This window comes from Methylobacterium sp. E-066 (assembly GCF_022829635.1).
In the GTDB taxonomy this organism is placed as follows: domain Bacteria; phylum Pseudomonadota; class Alphaproteobacteria; order Rhizobiales; family Beijerinckiaceae; genus Methylobacterium.
The window spans coordinates 25,513-42,107 of the sequence record NZ_JAKSYO010000168.1 but is presented as its reverse complement, the minus strand read 5'-3'; the positions used below and the strand labels follow the sequence as shown (position 1 = coordinate 42,107).

Sequence of the window (16,595 nt, the reverse complement as noted above, 5' to 3'; positions counted from 1 at the left end):
TATTACAACGAGATCAGACCCCACCAAGCCCTCGGCGGGATCTCGCCCAAGGCCTTCCTCGCAACCCTCACCCCCAACTGACCACCCCGCCCCGATCAGCGAATTTGTGAACCTGCACAATTGCGAGCGCAGCGAAGCAACTCAGGGAAACGCCACGTTCGGGGATCGCGCGCTGCCCTAGGTTGCTTCGCTCCGCTCGCAATGACGGCGAAGGCGGTGCGGACCCTCTGACCGGCCGCCCGTGCTCGCACCTGTCGCGCGCACGGGCGGCCAAGTTTCAAACTAGGCCGCCTCGCCCACGCTCGCCTTGACGATCTTGTCCGGGGAGCGCGGCGGCTCGCCCTTGTTGATCGTGTCGACCACGTCCATGCCCTCCACGACCTTGCCCCAGACCGTGTACTGCTTGTCGAGGAAGCGCGCGTCGTCGAAGCAGATGAAGAACTGCGAGTTCGCCGAGTGCGGGAAGTTGGTGCGGGCCATCGAGCAGGTGCCGCGCACGTGCGGCTCGGCGTTGAACTCGGCCTTCAGGTCCGGCAGCTCGGAGCCGCCCGAGCCGGTGCCGGTCGGGTCGCCGGTCTGGGCCATGAAGTTCTCGATCACCCGGTGGAACGGCACGCCGTCGTAGAAGCCCTGGGCGGCCAGCGTCTTGATCCGCTCGACATGGCCCGGGGCGAGGTCGGGGCGCAGCCCGATCACGACGCGGCCCTTGGTGGTCTCGAGGATGAGGGTTTCGGTGTCGGCCATGGGTAGGTCCTTCCTGTTGGTGGGACTGTAGCGGCGCCCGCCGGATCCGGCGAGCGCGCGTGAGACGGTCAGGCCGGCGGGCGGTAGACGAAGCGGAGGGCCACCGGCCGCCCGGCGATCGCCCGGCCGAGGCCCGGGGTGATCTTGGCCGGCGTGCAGCCGGCGAGCGCGTCCAGGGTCGCCCGCACCAGCGTCCGGCGCTGGTTCTGTGCGTACCCCGCCGCGTAGGTGATGCGTGGGGGGCCGAGCAGGCTGCCGTCGCGCCGCAGCGACAGCCGTGCGGTAATCTCGACGTCGTCGGACCCCGCGGCCGGCCGGCCGAGGCCGGCGGGCGGCTGCCAGCAGGCGGCCAGCACCGGATAGAGTTCGGCCAGGGTGTCGGCCGCCCGGGCCGGCTGATGCGCGAGCGGCACCGCGACGGTGCCCCGCAGGGTCTGCGGGAGGCTCAACGGGTAGCCGCCGCCGGGCTCGTCGGCATAGCCGCCATAGGCATAGAAGCCGTCATAGGCACGCGCCGCCGCCGGAGCGAGGGCGAGCGCGCCGATCACGGCCAGCCGGCGCCACATCGGCGGGCGCTACTTCGCCTTCTCGGCGAGCGTCATGCGGACGATCTTGTCCGGATCCTGCACGGCCCCGCCCGGCGCGCCGGGGGCGGCCTTCTTGATCCTGTCCAGCACGTCGAGCCCGTCCGTGACGTTGCCCACGACGGTGTATTGCTTGTTCAGGAACGGCGCGTCGCCGAGGCAGATGAAGAACTGCGAATTGGCCGAGTTCGGATCCGACGAGCGCGCCATGCCCACGGTCCCGCGGCGGAACTCGGCCGTCTGCGAGAACTCGCCCGGAATGTTCGGCAAGCTGGATCCGCCGGTGCCGTTGCCCTTCGGGTCGCCGGTCTGGGCCATGAAGCCGTCGATCACCCGGTGGAACTTCAAGCCGTCGTAGAAGCCCTGGGAAACCAGCGTCTTGATCTGCTTGACGTGCTTGGGGGCGAGGTCCGGCCGCAGCGCGATGGTGATGCGCCCGTCCTTGGTCTCGAGATAGACCGTGTTGGCGTCGGCGGCCCGCGCGGCCGTGACGGAGCCGAACGTGAGGGCGAGCGCGAGAAGGGCGTAGCGGCGGTTCATCGGGTTCCTTCCAGAAACGTTAGGGAATCAGGCGGTGGCGGCGAAGCGCTGCCGGAGGCGGTCGGCGACGGCCGCGGGCACGAAGGGCGAGACGTCCCCGCCCATGCCGGCGATCTGGCGCACCAGCGTCGCGGTGATCGGGCGCGCCTGGGTCGAGGCGGGCAGGAACACCGTCTGCACCTCGGGCGCCATGGCGCTGTTCATGCCGGCGAGCTGCATCTCGTAGTCGAGATCCGTGCCGTCGCGCAGCCCGCGGATGAAGATCGATGCGCCGCAGCGCCGTGCGGCCGAGACCGCGAGGTCGGCGAACGTCGCGATCTCCAGCGTCGCGCCCTCGGCCTGCGCCACCGGCCCGCAGGTCTCGGCGAGCAGGGCGGCGCGCTCCTCGGCGGAGAACAGCGGCGCCTTCCCGGGATGGACGCCGATGGCGATCACGAGGCGGTCCACCAGCCGGCAGGCTTGGCGGACCACGTCGAGATGGCCGTTCGTGACCGGATCGAACGAGCCGGCATAGAGGGCGGTGCGGGTCATCGAGGCCCGACCTAGAGCATTTTTGCGCCGGACGGAACCTCGGGGTGCGCGGGCCGGAGCCTCACGCCTCCTCGGGGCCGCCCTCCGGACCGGCATCGGGGCCGCTCTCGATGCCGCCGTCCAGGCCGCCGTCCAAGCCGCCCTCGGCGCCGGCTTCGGTGTCGTCCTCGCCCACGATGTGCTCCACCGACACGACCTTTTCGTCCTTGGCGGTGTTGAACACGGTCACGCCCTGCGAGGCGCGGCCGACGATGCGGATATCGTCCACCGGCACCCGGATCAGCTGGCCGCGGTCGGTGACCAGCATGATCTGGTCCGTGGCCTCGACCGGGAAGGAGCCCACGAGGCTGCCGTTGCGGTCGTTGACCCGCATGGCCGTGATGCCCTTACCGCCGCGGCCCGAGGTCCGGTACTCGAACGACGACGAGCGCTTGCCGTAGCCCCGCTCGGACAGGGTGAGCACGTATTGCTCGGCCGCGCCCATCTCGGCGTAGCGCTCCTGGGAGATCGCGGCGGCCTCGGCGCCGTCCTCGGCCTCCACCTCGACGCCCTCCTCCGCCTCGCCGGTGACGGCCCGGCGCATCTTCAGGTAGCCGGTCCGCTCCTCGGCGCTGGCGTCGAAGGCGTTCAGGATCGTCATCGAGATGACCCGGTCGTCCTTGGCCAGCAGGATGCCGCGCACGCCGGTGGAATCGCGGCCCTTGAACACGCGCACGTCCTCTACGGGGAAGCGGATGCACTGCCCCATCGCCGTGGTCAGCAGCACGTTCTGGTCCGGCCGGCAGATCTCGACATGGACGATGTGGTCGCCCGGATCGAGCTTCATGGCGATCTTGCCGTTGCGGTTCACCTGGACGAAGTCCGAGAGCTTGTTGCGCCGGACATTGCCGCTGGCGGTGGCGAACATCACGTCGAGGGTCTCCCAGGACGCCTCGTCCTCCGGCAGCGGCATGATCGTGGTGATGCGCTCCGATGTGTCCTGGAGCTGCAGGATGTTCACCAGCGCCTTGCCGCGGGCGTTCGGGGCGGCCATCGGCAGGCGCCAGACCTTCTCCTTGTAGGCTTGGCCCTGGCTGGAGAAGAACAGCACCGGCGTGTGGGTGTTGGCCACGAACAGGCGGGTGACGAAATCCTCGTCGCGGGTCGCCATCCCTGAGCGGCCCTTCCCGCCCCGGCGCTGGGCCCGGTAGGTCGAGAGCGGCACGCGCTTGACGTAGCCGGCATGGGACACGGTCACGACCATGTCCTCGCGGGCGATCAGATCCTCGTCGTCGACGCTCGAATCGTAATCGACGATCTCGGTCCGGCGCGGCGTGGCGAATTGCTGCCGCACTTCGACGAGTTCGTCCTTGACGATCGCCTGGATCCGGGCGCGCGAGCGCAGGATGTCGAGATAGTCGGCGATCTCGTCGGCCAGCGTCTTCAACTCGTCGCCGACCTCGTCGCGGCCGAGAGCCGTGAGGCGCTGCAGGCGCAGGTCGAGGATGGCGCGGGCCTGGGTCTCGGACAGGCGATAGGTGCCGTCCTCGGCGACCCGGTGGCGCGGGTCGTCCACCAGCGCGATCAGCGGCGCGATGTCGTGGGCCGGCCAGTCGCGGCTCATCAGGGCCTCGCGGGCCGTGTTCGGATCCGGCGAGGTGCGGATCAGCCGGATCACCTCGTCGATATTGGCGACCGCGATGGCGAGGCCGCACAACACGTGGGCGCGCTCGCGGGCCTTGCCGAGCAGGAACTTGGTGCGCCGGGAGACGACCTCCTCACGGAAGTCGACGAAGGCCTGGAGCAGGTCCTTCAGGTTCATCAGCTCCGGCCGGCCGCCGTTGAGGGCGACCATGTTGCAGCCGAAGGAGGATTGCAGCGGCGTGAACCGGTAGAGCTGGTTCAGCACCACCTCGGCCATGGCGTCGCGCTTGATCTCGACCACGATGCGCATGCCGCTGCGGTCGGATTCGTCGCGCAGGTCCGAGATGCCCTCGACCCGCTTTTCCTTGACCAGCTCGGCGATCTTCTCGACCAGCGTCGCCTTGTTCACCTGATACGGGATCTCGGTGAAGATCAGCGCCTCGCGCTCCTTGCGCAGCTCCTCGACATGCGACTTGGCCCGCATGATCACCGAGCCGCGGCCGGTGGCGTAGGCCTGCCGGGTGCCGGCCCGGCCGAGGATCATGCCGCCGGTGGGGAAGTCCGGCCCGGGGACGATCTCGGTGAGCTGCTCGATGGTCAGCCCGGGATCGTCGATCAGCGCCATGCAGGCGTCGATCAGCTCGCCGAGATTGTGCGGCGGGATGTTGGTCGCCATGCCGACCGCGATGCCGCCGGCGCCGTTGGCCAGGAGGTTCGGGAACCGGGCCGGGAGGACCTTGGGCTCCTCCCGCGATTCGTCGTAGTTCGGCTGGAAGTCGACGGTGTTCTTGTCGATGTCCGAGAGCAGCGCGGTCGCAGGCTTGGCCAGGCGCGATTCGGTGTAGCGCATGGCCGCCGGCGGGTCGCCGTCGACCGAGCCGAAATTGCCTTGCCCGTCGATGAGCATCAGGCGCATGGAGAAGTCCTGCGCCATCCGCACCAAGGCGTCGTAGATCGATTGGTCGCCGTGCGGGTGGTAGAGACCGATCACGTCGCCGACGATACGGGCCGACTTGACGTATTTCCGCTCCGGCAGGTGCCCGGATTCGAAGGCGGAATACAGGATGCGGCGGTGGACCGGCTTCAGCCCGTCGCGCGCGTCGGGAAGCGCGCGACTCACGATCACGCTCATCGCGTAATCGAGGTAGGAACGGCGCATCTCGTCGGTGATGGAGACGGGGCGAATGTCGCTGGCGGGCGGGGTGGTGCCCGTCGGATCGGTCTCGGCCAAGGAAGTACCCGTTATCAGGCCCGGAGGGGCGGTGCTGGCGACCGTCCCGGTGGCGCGCGGAGCGCCCGGACGGCCTTGCGGAACAGCAGTGATATCAGGTGGTTAAATAAGCTTTTCCGCGCCCGCACACAAGGCCGCGCCCCGGCCCGATCCGGCCGTGGCGCGGGCTGCACCTCTCAGTAGAACGTCGGGTGCCGCGGGCCGAAATGGCGGCGATACGCGATGGGCCGCCGGTGCCCGTAGTGACGGTGAAAATGGTGACGGCGGTGCCAGTGATGGCGCCGGTGATGCCAGTGCCGCCGATAGTGGTGGCGCCGGTGCCAGTGGCGGCGATAGTGCCAGCGGGCGAGCTGCACCGTGGGGCCGGGCGCAGCCGCCTCGGCGGCGGCCGGGACCGGCAGGGGCGCCGCCTGCGACGGGGCGCTGGCGAAGCCCCCGATCAGCGCGGCGAGCAGGACCAGGATAGGCCAGGGTCGCATCGTCTCTCTCTCCCGTGTGAGCCCCCGGCGGCGTCCCGCCGATCCGGGCCGGCACGATCCGCGCGCCGTCGCCAGGAACCGCCAAGGTCGGCAAACGGTTCGATCCGCTTTGACTGCGCAGACGATCATGGTTGCCGGGACCTCCTGTCCCGGTTCCCTTGCACCAGCCCCCGGAAAGCCCAACTCGGGCGGCAGCACCTGCGCTTCCGACCTCTCCCCAAGAGTCTCCATGCCGTTCGCGATCCCCGACGCCCTCCGGGCCTTCCTGCCGCGCCGTTTCCGCGACCGTCGCCCCCGGGTCGCCGTGGTCCGGCTCTCCGGCACGATCGGGGCGGTCTCGCCGATCCGCCCGGGGCTCTCGATCGGCGGCGTGGCGGGCAGCCTGGAGCGAGCCTTCACGATGCCCGGGATCAAGGCGGTGGCGATCGTGATCAACTCGCCGGGCGGCGCGCCGGCGCAGTCGCACCTGATCCACCGGCGCATCCGGGCCCTGGCCGAGGAGAAGAAGCTCCCGGTCGTAGCCTTCGTGGAGGATGTCGCGGCCTCGGGCGGCTACATGATCGCCTGCGCGGCCGACGAGATCGTCGCCGACCCGACCTCGATCGTCGGCTCGATCGGGGTGGTCTCGGCGGGCTTCGGCTTCCAGGGCCTGCTGGAAAAGATCGGCGTCGAGCGCCGGGTGCACACCCAGGGCGAGGCGAAATCGATGCTCGACCCGTTCCGCCCGGAGGATCCGGCCGACGTGGAGCGCCTGAAGCGCCTTCAGGCCGACATCCAGGACCTGTTCACCGGCCTTGTCACGAGCCGGCGCCCGACCCTGTCGACCTCCGAAAACCTGTTCACCGGCGCGGTCTGGACCGGTCGCCAGGCGTTGCCCCTCGGGCTGGTCGACGCGCTCGGCGACGTGCGCGCGACCATGCGCGCGCGCTTCGGCGACACGGTCGACCTGCGGCTCGTGGCCGAGGCCAAAGGCGGCCTCCTGTCCCGCCTGCTGCGCCGGGGCGGGGCACCGGGCGGGATCGCCGAGGACGCCCTGGCGGCGCTGGAGGAGCGCGCCGCCTTCGCCCGCTTCGGGCTCTGACGCGGGATTCCGCCTACGCAGCCACCTGCGCGAGAAACCGTTCGATCTCACCTTCAAGGTCGGCCGCGACCGTGTCGACGCTCCGGGCGGCCACGGTCACCGTCGCCGCCATCCGGGCTGAACGCGTCGCGGCACCGGCCACGGTGGTCAGCCCGGCGGTGATCACCCCGGTGGCGTCGGCCGTATCGGCGACGTTGCGCGAGATCTCCGCCGTCGCCGCGCTCTGGGCCGCGACCGACGTGGCGATCCCGCCCGTGGTCTCGCTGACCGCCCGCATGCGCGCGCCCATCTGGCCGATCGCCGCCACGGTCGCCGCCGTCGAGGATTCCACCGCGGCGATCTGGCCGCCGATCTCCTCCGTGGCCCGCGCGGTCTGGTCCGCCAGCGCCTTCACCTCGGCCGCCACGACCGCGAAGCCCCTGCCGGCCTCACCGGCCCGGGAGGCTTCGATCGTGGCGTTCAGCGCCAGCAGGTTGGTCTGCCCGGCGATCTGGCGGATCAGCCCGACGACGTCGCCGATGCGGCTCACGGCGACGGACAGGGCGCCGATCTTCGTGTTCATCGCCTCCGCTTCCGCCGACGCGTTGGCCACCAGCGACTGGGCCTTGTCGAGCTGGGTGCCGATCGCGCCGATCGAGGCGGACAATTCCTCGGCTGCGCTCGCCACCGTCTGGATCCTGGCCGAGGTCTCGTGCGAGCTCCGCGCGGTCGTCGCCACGGCGACCTCGGCCTCGGCGGAGCCGGCCGCCATCTCGTCGGCCCGCGCGTGCATCTCGCCGGTGCTGGTGGTGAGCGCGTCCTTGAGCACGAGAACCTGTCCACGGAACGCCTCGATGGCGCGATCGAGATCCGCCCGGCGCCGTGCCTCGTCCGCCGCCCCCGTCCTCTGCAGCTGCTCGAGTTCCCGCATCCGCAGGCCAGCACTGCGCAGCACTTCGAGCGACCGGGCCACGGTGCCGATCTCGTCGCCGCGCTGGGCATGCGGGATCGCGGTCTCCAGATCGCCCGTCGCCAGCGCCTCGATCCGGGCGGCGATCGCGGTAAAGGGCCGGAACAGGCGCGGCGCGGTCAGCCCGATCAGCGCGCAAACGAGCGCCGCGATGGCCAGGGCGGCGATGCTGACGGTGGTCATCGTCTGCGTATAGGCGTCGAAATACGTCTCGATCGGTAGGCCGATGAACAGGATGCCGTTGACCATCCCGGCCGCGTCCACGGTCGGCTGATACACCGTGTAGAATCGGCGCCCGAACAGCGTCGCCGGGCCCTCGTAGGTCTGGCCGGCCTGCATCGCGGCCTGGGCCGGGTGATCCGCCGCGAGGGTGGTGCCGACGGCGCGGGTGCCGTCTTCCCAGCGCACGGTGGTCTGGCGCCGCGCGAAGCTCTTGGAGGCGGGCTCGTAGCTGAAGACCGTGGCGACGCCGCCGGAATAGGCTACCGCGTCGTCCGGGACGGTCGCGTCCGCGAAGTCGGACAGGCTCGGCGTCACCACACTGGCAACCCGCGAGCCGGCCAAGTCAACCTTCGCGCCGGGTACGCGCGCGGCCATCAGCAGCGCCAGCGTGCGCAGGTTGTGCTCGCCGTTGGTGCGCTGCTGCTGCTGCATCTGCGACCAGGTCTGATGGGACACGGTGATCCACAGCGCCGCCACGGTCAGCGCGACGGCGAGCATCGCGAGCAGAGTCACCTTCGTGGACAGCGTCATCGCGCGCAGGGACAGAGGACGGTGAAGCATAGGCTTGATCCGATCGAGAGCACCTCACGAAACGTCCCGCTACCGGCAGTCTTTCTCAGGACACGGCGGCAGAGGGGGCGTTTTGTGAGACGTTTTCGATAGACGCTCCGACATCGCGATCGTCGGGTCGCCCCTGTCGTCAGCGCATCGTCCCGAATATCGGATCCCGGACGATGCACCGAGGCTTTGGTTTTGGAGTGTCTCGCCCCGAAAGTCGATGATCGCCTTTCGGGGCGATGCGCGAAATCCCAGTTCTATCGAACTTGGTCTTAAGACGCGTCGCATCGTCCCTGACGCCTCAGCCGCGCCCCGCCCGCCGGGCCGAGACCCGGGCCAGGGCGGCGAGGTCCTTCTCGCCGTCGCCGTGGCTGATCGCCTCGATCAGGCCGTCGCGCAGGACGCTGGCGAACGGCATCGGCACGCCGGCGCCTTCCGCCGCCTGGAGGGCCAGCCGCACGTCCTTGGCGCCGAGCCTCAATCCGAAGCCCGGCGGCTCGTAGCGGTTCTGGGCGATCGAGGCGCCGTAGCCCTTGTAGACCGGCGAGGCGAACAGCGTGTTGGTCATCAAGTCGAGGAAATCGGCGCCCGCGACCCCGTGGCCCTCGGTGAGCGCGCAGGCCTCGCCCATGGCCTCGATCGCCGAGATCAGCATGAAGTTGCCGGCGAGCTTGACCGCGTTGGCCCGCGACGGCTCCTCGCCGAAACGCCAGGTCTTGGCGCCCATGGCGTCGAGGAGCGGCGCCGCGCGGTCGAGCAGGCCCGCGGCGCCGGCGGCCACGATGTTGAGCTTGCCGGCCTCGGCCACGTCGGGCCGTCCGAAGACCGGGGCCGAGATGTAGGGGACGCCGGCCCGCTCATGCACGGCGGCGAGCTGCCGGGCGAGCGCCACCGAGACCGTGCTCATGCCGATATGCAGGCCGGGGCGCTCGGGCCGGTCGAGCAGGCCGCCCGAGACGATCACCGCCTCGAGCGCCGCGTCGTCGGCCAGCATGGTGATGGCCGCGTCCCCGGCAAACGCCTCCGCGGCGCTCGCCACCGGAATCACCCCGTCGAGGCCTTGCGCGGCCTCGGGCGAGCGGTTCCAGACCCGGACCCTGTGGCCCGCCCGCGCGAGGCTGGCGGCCATACCGCGGCCCATCCGCCCCAATCCGATGAATCCGACGTCCATGCCGTGCTCCTCGCCGCATCTGCCGCCGTGCCGAACCGGGTCGAGCCGCGACGGCGTGAGCGGGGATTTGCTCGGAACGTCGGGCGTGGCAAGCTGGACCGATGGCGCGCAATTGCATTGCAGACATTCCCGGCCTGCGGGTCGGCCACGCCAGCGACTTGCGAATCGCCAGCGGGGTCACGGCGATCCTGTTCGACGCGCCTGTCACCGCCTCCGTCGACGTGCGCGGCGGCGGCCCGGGCACCCGCGAGACCGACCTGCTCGATCCCGAGCGCACGGTGGAGCGGATCGACGCCCTGGTGCTCTCGGGCGGCTCGGTCTTCGGGCTCGACGCCGCCGCGGGGGTGACCGCCTGGCTCGCCGAGGCCGGACGCGGCTTTCCGGTCGGACCGATGCGGGTGCCGATCGTGCCGGGCGCGATCCTGTTCGACCTGCTCAACGGCGGCGACAAGGACTGGGGCCGCTACCCGCCCTATCGCGAGCTGGGCTTTCTGGCGGCGGCGGCCGCGTCGGACGATTTCGCCCTCGGCTCCGTGGGCGCCGGCACGGGCGCGCGGACCGGGAGGCTGAAGGGCGGGATCGGCTCGGCCTCGGCGACCGTGCCGGGCACCGGTTTCTCGGTCGGCGGGCTCGCTGCGGTCAACGCCTTCGGCAGCGCCACGATCGGCGACGGGCCGCATTTCTGGGCCGCGCCGTTCGAGCAGGCGGACGAGTTCGGCGGTCTCGGCTCTCCCGCCCGGGTGCCGGCGGACGCCCTCGCCTTCCCGGCCCGGACGCTCCCCGGCGCGGCGACGACCCTCGCGGTGGTCGCCACCGACGCCGCGCTGACCAAGGCGCAGTGCCGGCGCCTCGCGGTGGTCGCGCAGGACGGCCTCGCCCGCGCCCTGGTGCCGGCCCATACGCCGCTCGACGGCGACCTCGTCTTCGCGGTGGCGACCGGCACCGTGCCGCTCGCCGACCCGGTGGCCGACCTCGCCCGCCTGGGCGACGCCGCTGCGCGGGTGCTGGCGCGCAGCGTGGCGCGGGGCGTCTATTGCGCGACAAGCCTGCCGGGCTACGCTGTCGCGGCGCCTCTATCGGTCATGGGCCTGCCGCCGGCCTGGCGCGACGCGTTCCCAAAGATCCGAGATCTTATTTGACGTCGGGATCCCGGTCGGAAGACAATTCCGAGCAACGGAGATCCCAGTCCCTCTCCTCATCCTGGGGTGCCCGCGGGAGCGGGCCTCGAAGGAGCCTTCCAGGGATCGCGCGGCTGGCTGGAGGGCTCCTTCGAGGTCTCCGCTTCGCTCCGCCGCCTCAGGATGAGGCCGAGGGTAGGAAAGTCCGGTCGAACAGGCTCTCACACCTCCCCGCGCGCATCCGCGATCAGCTGCGCCAGCCCGGCATCGACCTCCTCGCCGAGCATCTTGCGCTCGGCGTCGGTGAGGTCCTTGGCCCAACTGGTGCCGCCGAACCCTTCCGCGCAGCGCGCCCGCTCGGAGGCGATGTAGGCCTCGGTCTCGGCGGGCTGCGTCTTCATCGCGTGGACGAGGCCGAACCAGGCCGCCCGCTCCACCACCGCCAGCCGCGCCCGCAGGCGGATCGCCGCCGCCTTGTCCGGATCGATCCCGTTGTCGCTCATGGTGTGTCTCCCACATCGTTCTCGGCGAGCCGCTCGATCAGGCCCTGGAGCCGGCCCGGCACCGGCTCGGCGGTCGAGCGCGCGTAGAGCACGCGCAGCTGCCGGCCGATCTCGGCGAGGCTCATGGAGCCCTTGGCGATCACCCGGTCGGCCTGGGCCCCGAGGCTCGCCTTCTCGGCGCTGGTGATCTCCTTGGCGGTGAGCACCACCACCGGCACGTCGCCGTCCGGCCGGGCGCGGAGCGCCCGCAGGAAGCTGAACCCGTCCATCTCGGGCATCATCAGATCGAGCAGGATCAGGCTTGGCCGCGTCTGGCTGACCCGCTCCAGGGCGATCCGGCCGTTCTCGGCCTCGTCCACGGTCCAGCCCTCGCGGCCCAGCGACCGGCGCAGGCGCTCGCGGGCATCCGGGTCGTCGTCGACCACGAGGACGCGCGCCTCACCGGGCCCTTCCGGGCGGTAGCGCTCCATCATGCCCTTCAGCCGGTCCCAGTCGATCGGCTTGACGAAGTAGTCGGTGGCGCCGAGCGCCTGGCCGAGCCCCTGCTCGGCCACCACCGAGGTCATGATCACCGGCGTGCCGGCGAGATCCGGATCGTTGCGCACGGCGTGCAGCACCGCCCAGCCGTCCATGCGCGGCATCTCGACATCGAGCAGGATCGCCCGCGGCCGCAGCGCCCGGGCGAGGGTCAGCCCGGCGCGGCCGTCATTGGCGGTGCGGACATGGAACCCCTCGCGCTCGAGGAAGCGCTGGAGCAGCTCCCGGGCGGCCGGGTCGTCGTCTACCAGCAGGACCGTCTCGTGCTGCTCGTGCGGCTCGACCGCGGCCGCGGCGGTCTCGGCGGCGGTCTCCTGCGGCGCGTCCTCGGGCTTGAGCACCGCGGGCAGGCGGATCGTGAAGGTCGCGCCCTGCCCTTCCGTGCTGGTCACGGCAATGTCGCCGCCCATGGTCTGGCAGAAGGCCCGGGTGATCGCGAGCCCGAGGCCGGTGCCGCCGAACTGGCGCGTGGTCGAATCGTCGGCCTGCACGAAGCGCTCGAACAGGCGCGCGATCTGCGCCTCGGACAGGCCGATGCCGGTATCGGTGACCGCGAAGGACAGCCAGTCCGCCCCCGCGTCGTGGTGCCGGCGCACCGCCAGGGTGATGGTTCCGGTCTCGGTGAACTTGGCGGCGTTGCCGATCAGGTTCAGGAGACACTGGCGGATCTTGGTTTGGTCCTGGTGCATCGCGCCCAGTTCGGCCCCGTCGGCGTCGAGGACGAAGCGGTTGCCCTTCTTCTCCACGAGCGAACCGGTGGCGTCGGAGACGTCCCGGAGCAGGTCCGACACCGAAAACGTCTCGGCCGAGGCGGTCATGCGCCCGGCCTCGATCTTGGAAATGTCGAGCACGTCGTTGATCAGCGACAGCAGGTGCCGGGCCGCCGCCTCGATCTTGCGCAGGTCCGGCAGGAGAGCGGCTTGGCCGATATCCTCCAGCTCCTCGCCGAGCATCTCGGAATAGCCGATCACCGCCGAGAGCGGGGTGCGCAGCTCGTGGCTCATATTGGCGATGAACTGGCTCTTGGCCCGGTTGGCGGCTTCCGCGGCCTGGCGCGCCCGCTCGACCGCCTCCTCGGCCTCCTTGCGGTCGGTGACGTCGACGCAGGTGCCGACCCATTCGCGTAAGCTGCCGTCCTCGGCGAGCACCGGCACGCCGCGCACCTCCATGGCGCGCCAGACGCCATCGTGCCGGCGCAGGCGGTACTCGATCTCGTAGGGCTTGCGTTCCTCGACGCAGGCGGCCCAGGCATCGGCCGCGTGGGCGCGGTCGTCCGGATGGACCGCGTCGACCCAGCCCCAGCCCTGGTAGGCCTCCTCGCTCTGCCCGGTATAGGTGCTCCAGCGGACCTGCGGGGGCATCAGCTCGCCCACCGCGTTGGTGTTCCAGATCACCGCCGCGGAGGCGTCCACCAGCGCCCGGAAGCGCTGCTCGGAATCGCGCAGGCGGTCCTCGACGGCGCGGCGCCGAGAGATGTCGGTGTTGGTGCCGTACCAGCGCAGGATGTTGCCCGCCGCATCCCGGTGCGGCAGGGCCTTGGACAGGAACCAGCGATAGATCCCGTCCTTCCCGCGCAGCGGGAACGTGTCCTCCCAGGACTGGCCCAGCATGATCGCCGCCCGGAAGCGCTCGGTCACGGCCTCGACGTGGTCGGGATGGTGGACGGCGCGCCAGCCCCAGCCGCGCATCTCCTCCAGGGTGCTGCCCGTGTAATCGTACCAGCGCTGGTTGTACCAGACGATGGTCCCGTCCGCCTCGGCGATCCAGGCGAGCTGCGGCAGCGTCTCGGCGAGGTTCCTGTAATCGGCATCGGTGACGACGCCTGAACCGCCCTCGGATTCCCTCATCGGCCCGCCGGTATCCCGTCCCCCGCCCCGCGGGGCGCATGGGATGCCTTATACACGCATCGGGTCGGGATCCGACCGGACCTCGACCACAGGTTCCGCGGGCCGCCGGCCGCGCAGGGCATCGACGCTGTAGAGGGCGAGCGCGACCCAGATCAGGGCGAACATCGCCGCCCGGGGCGGCTCGACGTGCTCGCCATAGGCCAGGACGCTCAAGCCCAGCAGGCAGGTCGGGGCGACGTATTGCAGCAGGCCCAGCGTGGTCAACCGGAGGCGAACCGCCGCGGCGGCGAACCAGATCAGCGGCAGCGCGGTGGTCACCCCCGTCAGCATCAGCAGCGCGAGGGTCTTTGGCTCGGCCGGCAGGAACGGCTCGGGCGAGAGGACGAGCCACAGGATCGCGAGCGGCAGGAGCATCAGGGTCTCGGCCAGGAACCCGACCAGGGCATCGACCCCGACGATTTTTCGCACCAGCCCGTAGAGCGCGAAGGACACCGCCAGGGACAGCGACAGGGCCGGCAATTCCCCCGCCCAGAGCACCGCGACGGCGACGCCCGAAGCCGCGATCCCCACCGCCACCGCCTGAAGCGGCCGCAGCCGCTCGCCGAGCACCACTCGGCCGAACGCCACGCTGACCAGGGGGTTGATGTAGTAGCCGAGGCTCGCGTCGAGCAGGTGCCCGCGGTCGATGGCGTAGAGGTAGAGCAGCCAGTTCACCCCGATCATCGCGGCCGAGACGGCCAGCAAGGCGTGGCGGCGGCGCAGGGGAAGCGGCAGGTTGAGGCGCTTGCGGGACGCGAGTGCCAGGGCCAGCCCGCCCGCGAACAGGCTCGACCAGACGATGCGCTCGGCCAGGATGTGGTTCGGGCTGAAGGCCCCGAGCATGCGGAAATGAACCGGGACCAGCAGGCCCCAGCTCAGATAGGCGGCGAGCGCGTAGACGAGGCCCACGTCAGTCCTCCCGATCGACCCGAATCGGCGGACCGAGCCGGGGCTCTACGCCCGTCGGCTCGCGCGGGACAGGGGCGGCGATGCAGGGCTGACATCCCGCACCGCCGCGTCTCGCGCCCGGTTCAGGCGGCCCGGATCGTCGCCAGGAAGCGGCCGACCTCGCCGCTGAGATGCTCGGACTGGCGCGACAGCTCGGAGGCGGCATCGAGCACCTGACCCGCCGCCTTGCCGGTCTCCTCCGCGGCCGAGGCCACGCCGGCGATGTTGCTGGTCACCTCGCTGGTGCCCTGGGCCGCCTGTCCGACATTGCGCACGATCTCCTGCGTCGCCGCGCCCTGCTCCTCGACCGCGGCCGCGATGCTCGTCGCCACGGACTCGATCTCCCGGATGCGGGCGGTGATCCCCCCGATCACCGAGACGGCGGCGCCGGTGGATTTCTGGATCTGGCCGATCTGCCCCGCGACTTCCTCGGTCGCCCGGGCGGTCTGGTTGGCCAGCTCCTTCACCTCGGCGGCCACCACCGCGAAGCCCCGGCCAGCCTCGCCGGCGCGGGCCGCCTCGATCGTGGCGTTCAGCGCCAGCAGGTTGGTCTGGGCCGCGATATCGGTGATCAGCCGCACCACGTCGCCGACCTTGGCGGCCGCGCCGCTCAACTCCTGCACCAGGGTCGCGGTCTGGTCCGCCTCGGACACGGCGCCCTGGGCGAGCTTGGCCGAGCCGTCGACCTGCCGGCCGATCTCCTGGACCGACGAGCCGAGTTCCTCGGCCGCGCTCGCCACGGTGTTGACGTTGGAGGCGGCCTCCTCGGCGGCGGCCGCGACCGTGGTGGATTGGCTGGCGGTCTGCGTGGCGGTGGCGGTCATGGTCTGGGCGGTGGCCTGCAATTCGGTCGCCGAGGACGAGACCTGGCCGATGATCCGGCCGACCGTGCCCTGGAAACCGTCGGCCAGTTCCAGCATCGCCTGGCGGCGCGCCTCCGCGGCCGCTTCGTCGGCCACCCGCCGGATCTCGGCCTGCTCGGCGGCCTTCTGGGCGACCAGCGCCTTGATGCCTTCCACGGCCCGGCCGATCAGGCCGATCTCGTCGCCGCGCCTGGCCTCTGCGATGTCGGTATCGATCTCTCCGTCCGCCATGCGCGTCAGCCTGCCCGCCAGCCTGCGGATCGGGCGCGTCACGCCGAAGACCACGACCAGGGCGCCGCCGCCGATGCCCGCGGCGATGCCGAGGATCGACAGGGTCAGCAGCAGGGTGCGCGTCGCGTAGGTCTCGGCGGTCAGGTCGTCGGAGCGCTTCTGGACCGAGGTATCCATGTCGTCCACCAGACCGCGGACACTCTCGGTCAACTCCCGCCGGATCGGGTCCGCCGTCTTGTGTGCCAGCGACAGTGCCTCGGCACTCTGGCCCTTGCCGGCCAGGTCGCGCATGTCGCGCACGGTCCTGACATAGGTATCGAGCTGTGTGGCGATCCGGTCCACACGCTCCCGGAAGGCGGGGGCTTCCCGGCGTGCACCGTCGAGGAACTTGGACGCCTCGGGCACGAGTTCGTCCAGGGTGGCGCCGACGCTGGCTCCGTCCGCCGTGCCGGCCTCGGCCACGGTGCGGAAGGCGACGTAGCCGAGCTGCGCGACGATGCGGTTCAGCCGCGCCATCTTCACCAGCGCCTTGGATTCCTTGTCGAGCAGGATTGTGTAGGCCGTATCGATCGCGATGATGTTCTGCGACGTGTACACGGCGCATCCGAAAAACAGCGCGCTCATCAAGATGATGACCGCAAAAAGCTTCGTCGGAATATTTATTTTCGAGATCAATTCCATTGGAGCCCCCATGGCGCGACGATGATCGAACCGGGATGAGCTATGTTGAGTTCTTTCGGCGGCGGCAAGAGAGATTTTCGAGGCTGCGTCAGGCAATGTGCCGGTCAAGCGGCGA

The 16,595-nt window shown here is 70.7% G+C and carries 14 protein-coding genes; 2 read left to right on the top strand and 12 right to left on the bottom strand.

What is annotated here, in order from left to right; all coding sequences use genetic code 11:
- Positions 1-282: 282 nt before the first annotated feature.
- From MKL20_RS23215 to MKL20_RS23190, 6 genes are all read right to left on the bottom strand, one after another.
- Entirely contained in the window at positions 283-744 is a 462-nt protein-coding gene (locus tag MKL20_RS23215) for a peptidylprolyl isomerase (RefSeq protein WP_058192188.1), read from the bottom strand.
- A 68-nt stretch (positions 745-812) separates the two neighbouring features.
- A complete protein-coding gene (locus MKL20_RS23210; protein ID WP_244038651.1) occupies positions 813-1,310 on the bottom strand; it encodes a hypothetical protein in 498 nt (165 codons plus the stop codon).
- Between the two features lie 9 nt (positions 1,311-1,319).
- Entirely contained in the window at positions 1,320-1,868 is a 549-nt protein-coding gene (locus MKL20_RS23205; protein ID WP_244038650.1) for a peptidylprolyl isomerase, read from the bottom strand.
- A 27-nt stretch (positions 1,869-1,895) separates the two neighbouring features.
- Positions 1,896-2,399 carry a pantetheine-phosphate adenylyltransferase gene (gene coaD / locus MKL20_RS23200; protein WP_244038649.1) on the bottom strand — a complete coding sequence of 168 codons (504 nt, stop codon included), beginning with the start codon at positions 2,397-2,399 and terminating at the stop codon, positions 1,896-1,898.
- 61 nt (positions 2,400-2,460) lie between these two features.
- Positions 2,461-5,253, bottom strand: a complete 2,793-nt coding sequence (gyrA, locus tag MKL20_RS23195; protein WP_244038648.1) for a DNA gyrase subunit A — start codon at positions 5,251-5,253, stop codon at positions 2,461-2,463.
- A 176-nt stretch (positions 5,254-5,429) separates the two neighbouring features.
- Entirely contained in the window at positions 5,430-5,732 is a 303-nt protein-coding gene (locus MKL20_RS23190) for a hypothetical protein (protein ID WP_243965449.1), read from the bottom strand.
- Between the two features lie 229 nt (positions 5,733-5,961).
- On the opposite strand from MKL20_RS23190, the gene MKL20_RS23185 reads away from it, so the two are divergent.
- Complete coding sequence (locus MKL20_RS23185; RefSeq protein ID WP_244038647.1) at positions 5,962-6,813, top strand: S49 family peptidase; 852 nt, start codon at positions 5,962-5,964, stop codon at positions 6,811-6,813.
- Between the two features lie 13 nt (positions 6,814-6,826).
- Here MKL20_RS23185 and MKL20_RS23180 read toward each other — a convergent pair whose 3' ends face one another.
- Entirely contained in the window at positions 6,827-8,545 is a 1,719-nt protein-coding gene (locus tag MKL20_RS23180) for a methyl-accepting chemotaxis protein (protein WP_244038646.1), read from the bottom strand.
- A 298-nt stretch (positions 8,546-8,843) separates the two neighbouring features.
- Complete coding sequence (locus MKL20_RS23175; RefSeq protein ID WP_244038645.1) at positions 8,844-9,713, bottom strand: NAD(P)-dependent oxidoreductase; 870 nt, start codon at positions 9,711-9,713, stop codon at positions 8,844-8,846.
- A 101-nt stretch (positions 9,714-9,814) separates the two neighbouring features.
- On the opposite strand from MKL20_RS23175, the gene MKL20_RS23170 reads away from it, so the two are divergent.
- Positions 9,815-10,852 carry a P1 family peptidase gene (locus tag MKL20_RS23170; RefSeq protein ID WP_244038644.1) on the top strand — a complete coding sequence of 346 codons (1,038 nt, stop codon included), beginning with the start codon at positions 9,815-9,817 and terminating at the stop codon, positions 10,850-10,852.
- A gap of 200 nt (positions 10,853-11,052) precedes the next feature.
- On the opposite strand, the gene MKL20_RS23165 is transcribed toward MKL20_RS23170, so the two are convergent.
- The 4 genes from MKL20_RS23165 to MKL20_RS23150 form a co-directional block, all read right to left on the bottom strand.
- Positions 11,053-11,334: a hypothetical protein gene (locus tag MKL20_RS23165; RefSeq protein WP_244038643.1), complete on the bottom strand. Its 282-nt coding sequence runs from the start codon at positions 11,332-11,334 to the stop codon at positions 11,053-11,055.
- A complete protein-coding gene (locus MKL20_RS23160) occupies positions 11,331-13,718 on the bottom strand; it encodes a response regulator (protein ID WP_244038642.1) in 2,388 nt (795 codons plus the stop codon). Before MKL20_RS23160 ends, MKL20_RS23165 begins: the two co-directional genes overlap by 4 nt.
- Positions 13,719-13,766: 48 nt before the next feature.
- The gene (gene rarD, locus MKL20_RS23155) at positions 13,767-14,666 is read right to left on the bottom strand and encodes an EamA family transporter RarD (RefSeq protein ID WP_244038641.1); all 900 of its coding nucleotides are present in this window, start codon (positions 14,664-14,666) and stop codon (positions 13,767-13,769) included.
- Between the two features lie 122 nt (positions 14,667-14,788).
- Positions 14,789-16,423 (bottom strand): methyl-accepting chemotaxis protein, encoded by a 1,635-nt coding sequence (locus tag MKL20_RS23150; protein WP_409568190.1) that lies wholly within the window; start codon positions 16,421-16,423, stop codon positions 14,789-14,791.
- Positions 16,424-16,595 lie beyond the last annotated feature (172 nt).

Bases quoted from the DNA above. Each gene is read 5' to 3' on its own strand.
- MKL20_RS23215 (WP_058192188.1), bottom strand. From the start codon at position 744: ATGGCCGACACCGAAACCCTCATCCTCGAGACCACCAAGGGCCGCGTC.
- MKL20_RS23210 (WP_244038651.1), bottom strand. From the start codon at position 1,310: ATGTGGCGCCGGCTGGCCGTGATCGGCGCGCTCGCCCTCGCTCCGGCG.
- MKL20_RS23205 (WP_244038650.1), bottom strand. From the start codon at position 1,868: ATGAACCGCCGCTACGCCCTTCTCGCGCTCGCCCTCACGTTCGGCTCC.
- coaD (WP_244038649.1), bottom strand. From the start codon at position 2,399: ATGACCCGCACCGCCCTCTATGCCGGCTCGTTCGATCCGGTCACGAAC.
- MKL20_RS23190 (WP_243965449.1), bottom strand. From the start codon at position 5,732: ATGCGACCCTGGCCTATCCTGGTCCTGCTCGCCGCGCTGATCGGGGGC.
- MKL20_RS23185 (WP_244038647.1), top strand. From the start codon at position 5,962: ATGCCGTTCGCGATCCCCGACGCCCTCCGGGCCTTCCTGCCGCGCCGT.
- MKL20_RS23180 (WP_244038646.1), bottom strand. From the start codon at position 8,545: ATGCTTCACCGTCCTCTGTCCCTGCGCGCGATGACGCTGTCCACGAAG.
- MKL20_RS23175 (WP_244038645.1), bottom strand. From the start codon at position 9,713: ATGGACGTCGGATTCATCGGATTGGGGCGGATGGGCCGCGGTATGGCC.
- MKL20_RS23170 (WP_244038644.1), top strand. From the start codon at position 9,815: ATGGCGCGCAATTGCATTGCAGACATTCCCGGCCTGCGGGTCGGCCAC.
- MKL20_RS23165 (WP_244038643.1), bottom strand. From the start codon at position 11,334: ATGAGCGACAACGGGATCGATCCGGACAAGGCGGCGGCGATCCGCCTG.
- MKL20_RS23160 (WP_244038642.1), bottom strand. From the start codon at position 13,718: ATGAGGGAATCCGAGGGCGGTTCAGGCGTCGTCACCGATGCCGATTAC.
- MKL20_RS23150 (WP_409568190.1), bottom strand. From the start codon at position 16,423: ATGAGCGCGCTGTTTTTCGGATGCGCCGTGTACACGTCGCAGAACATC.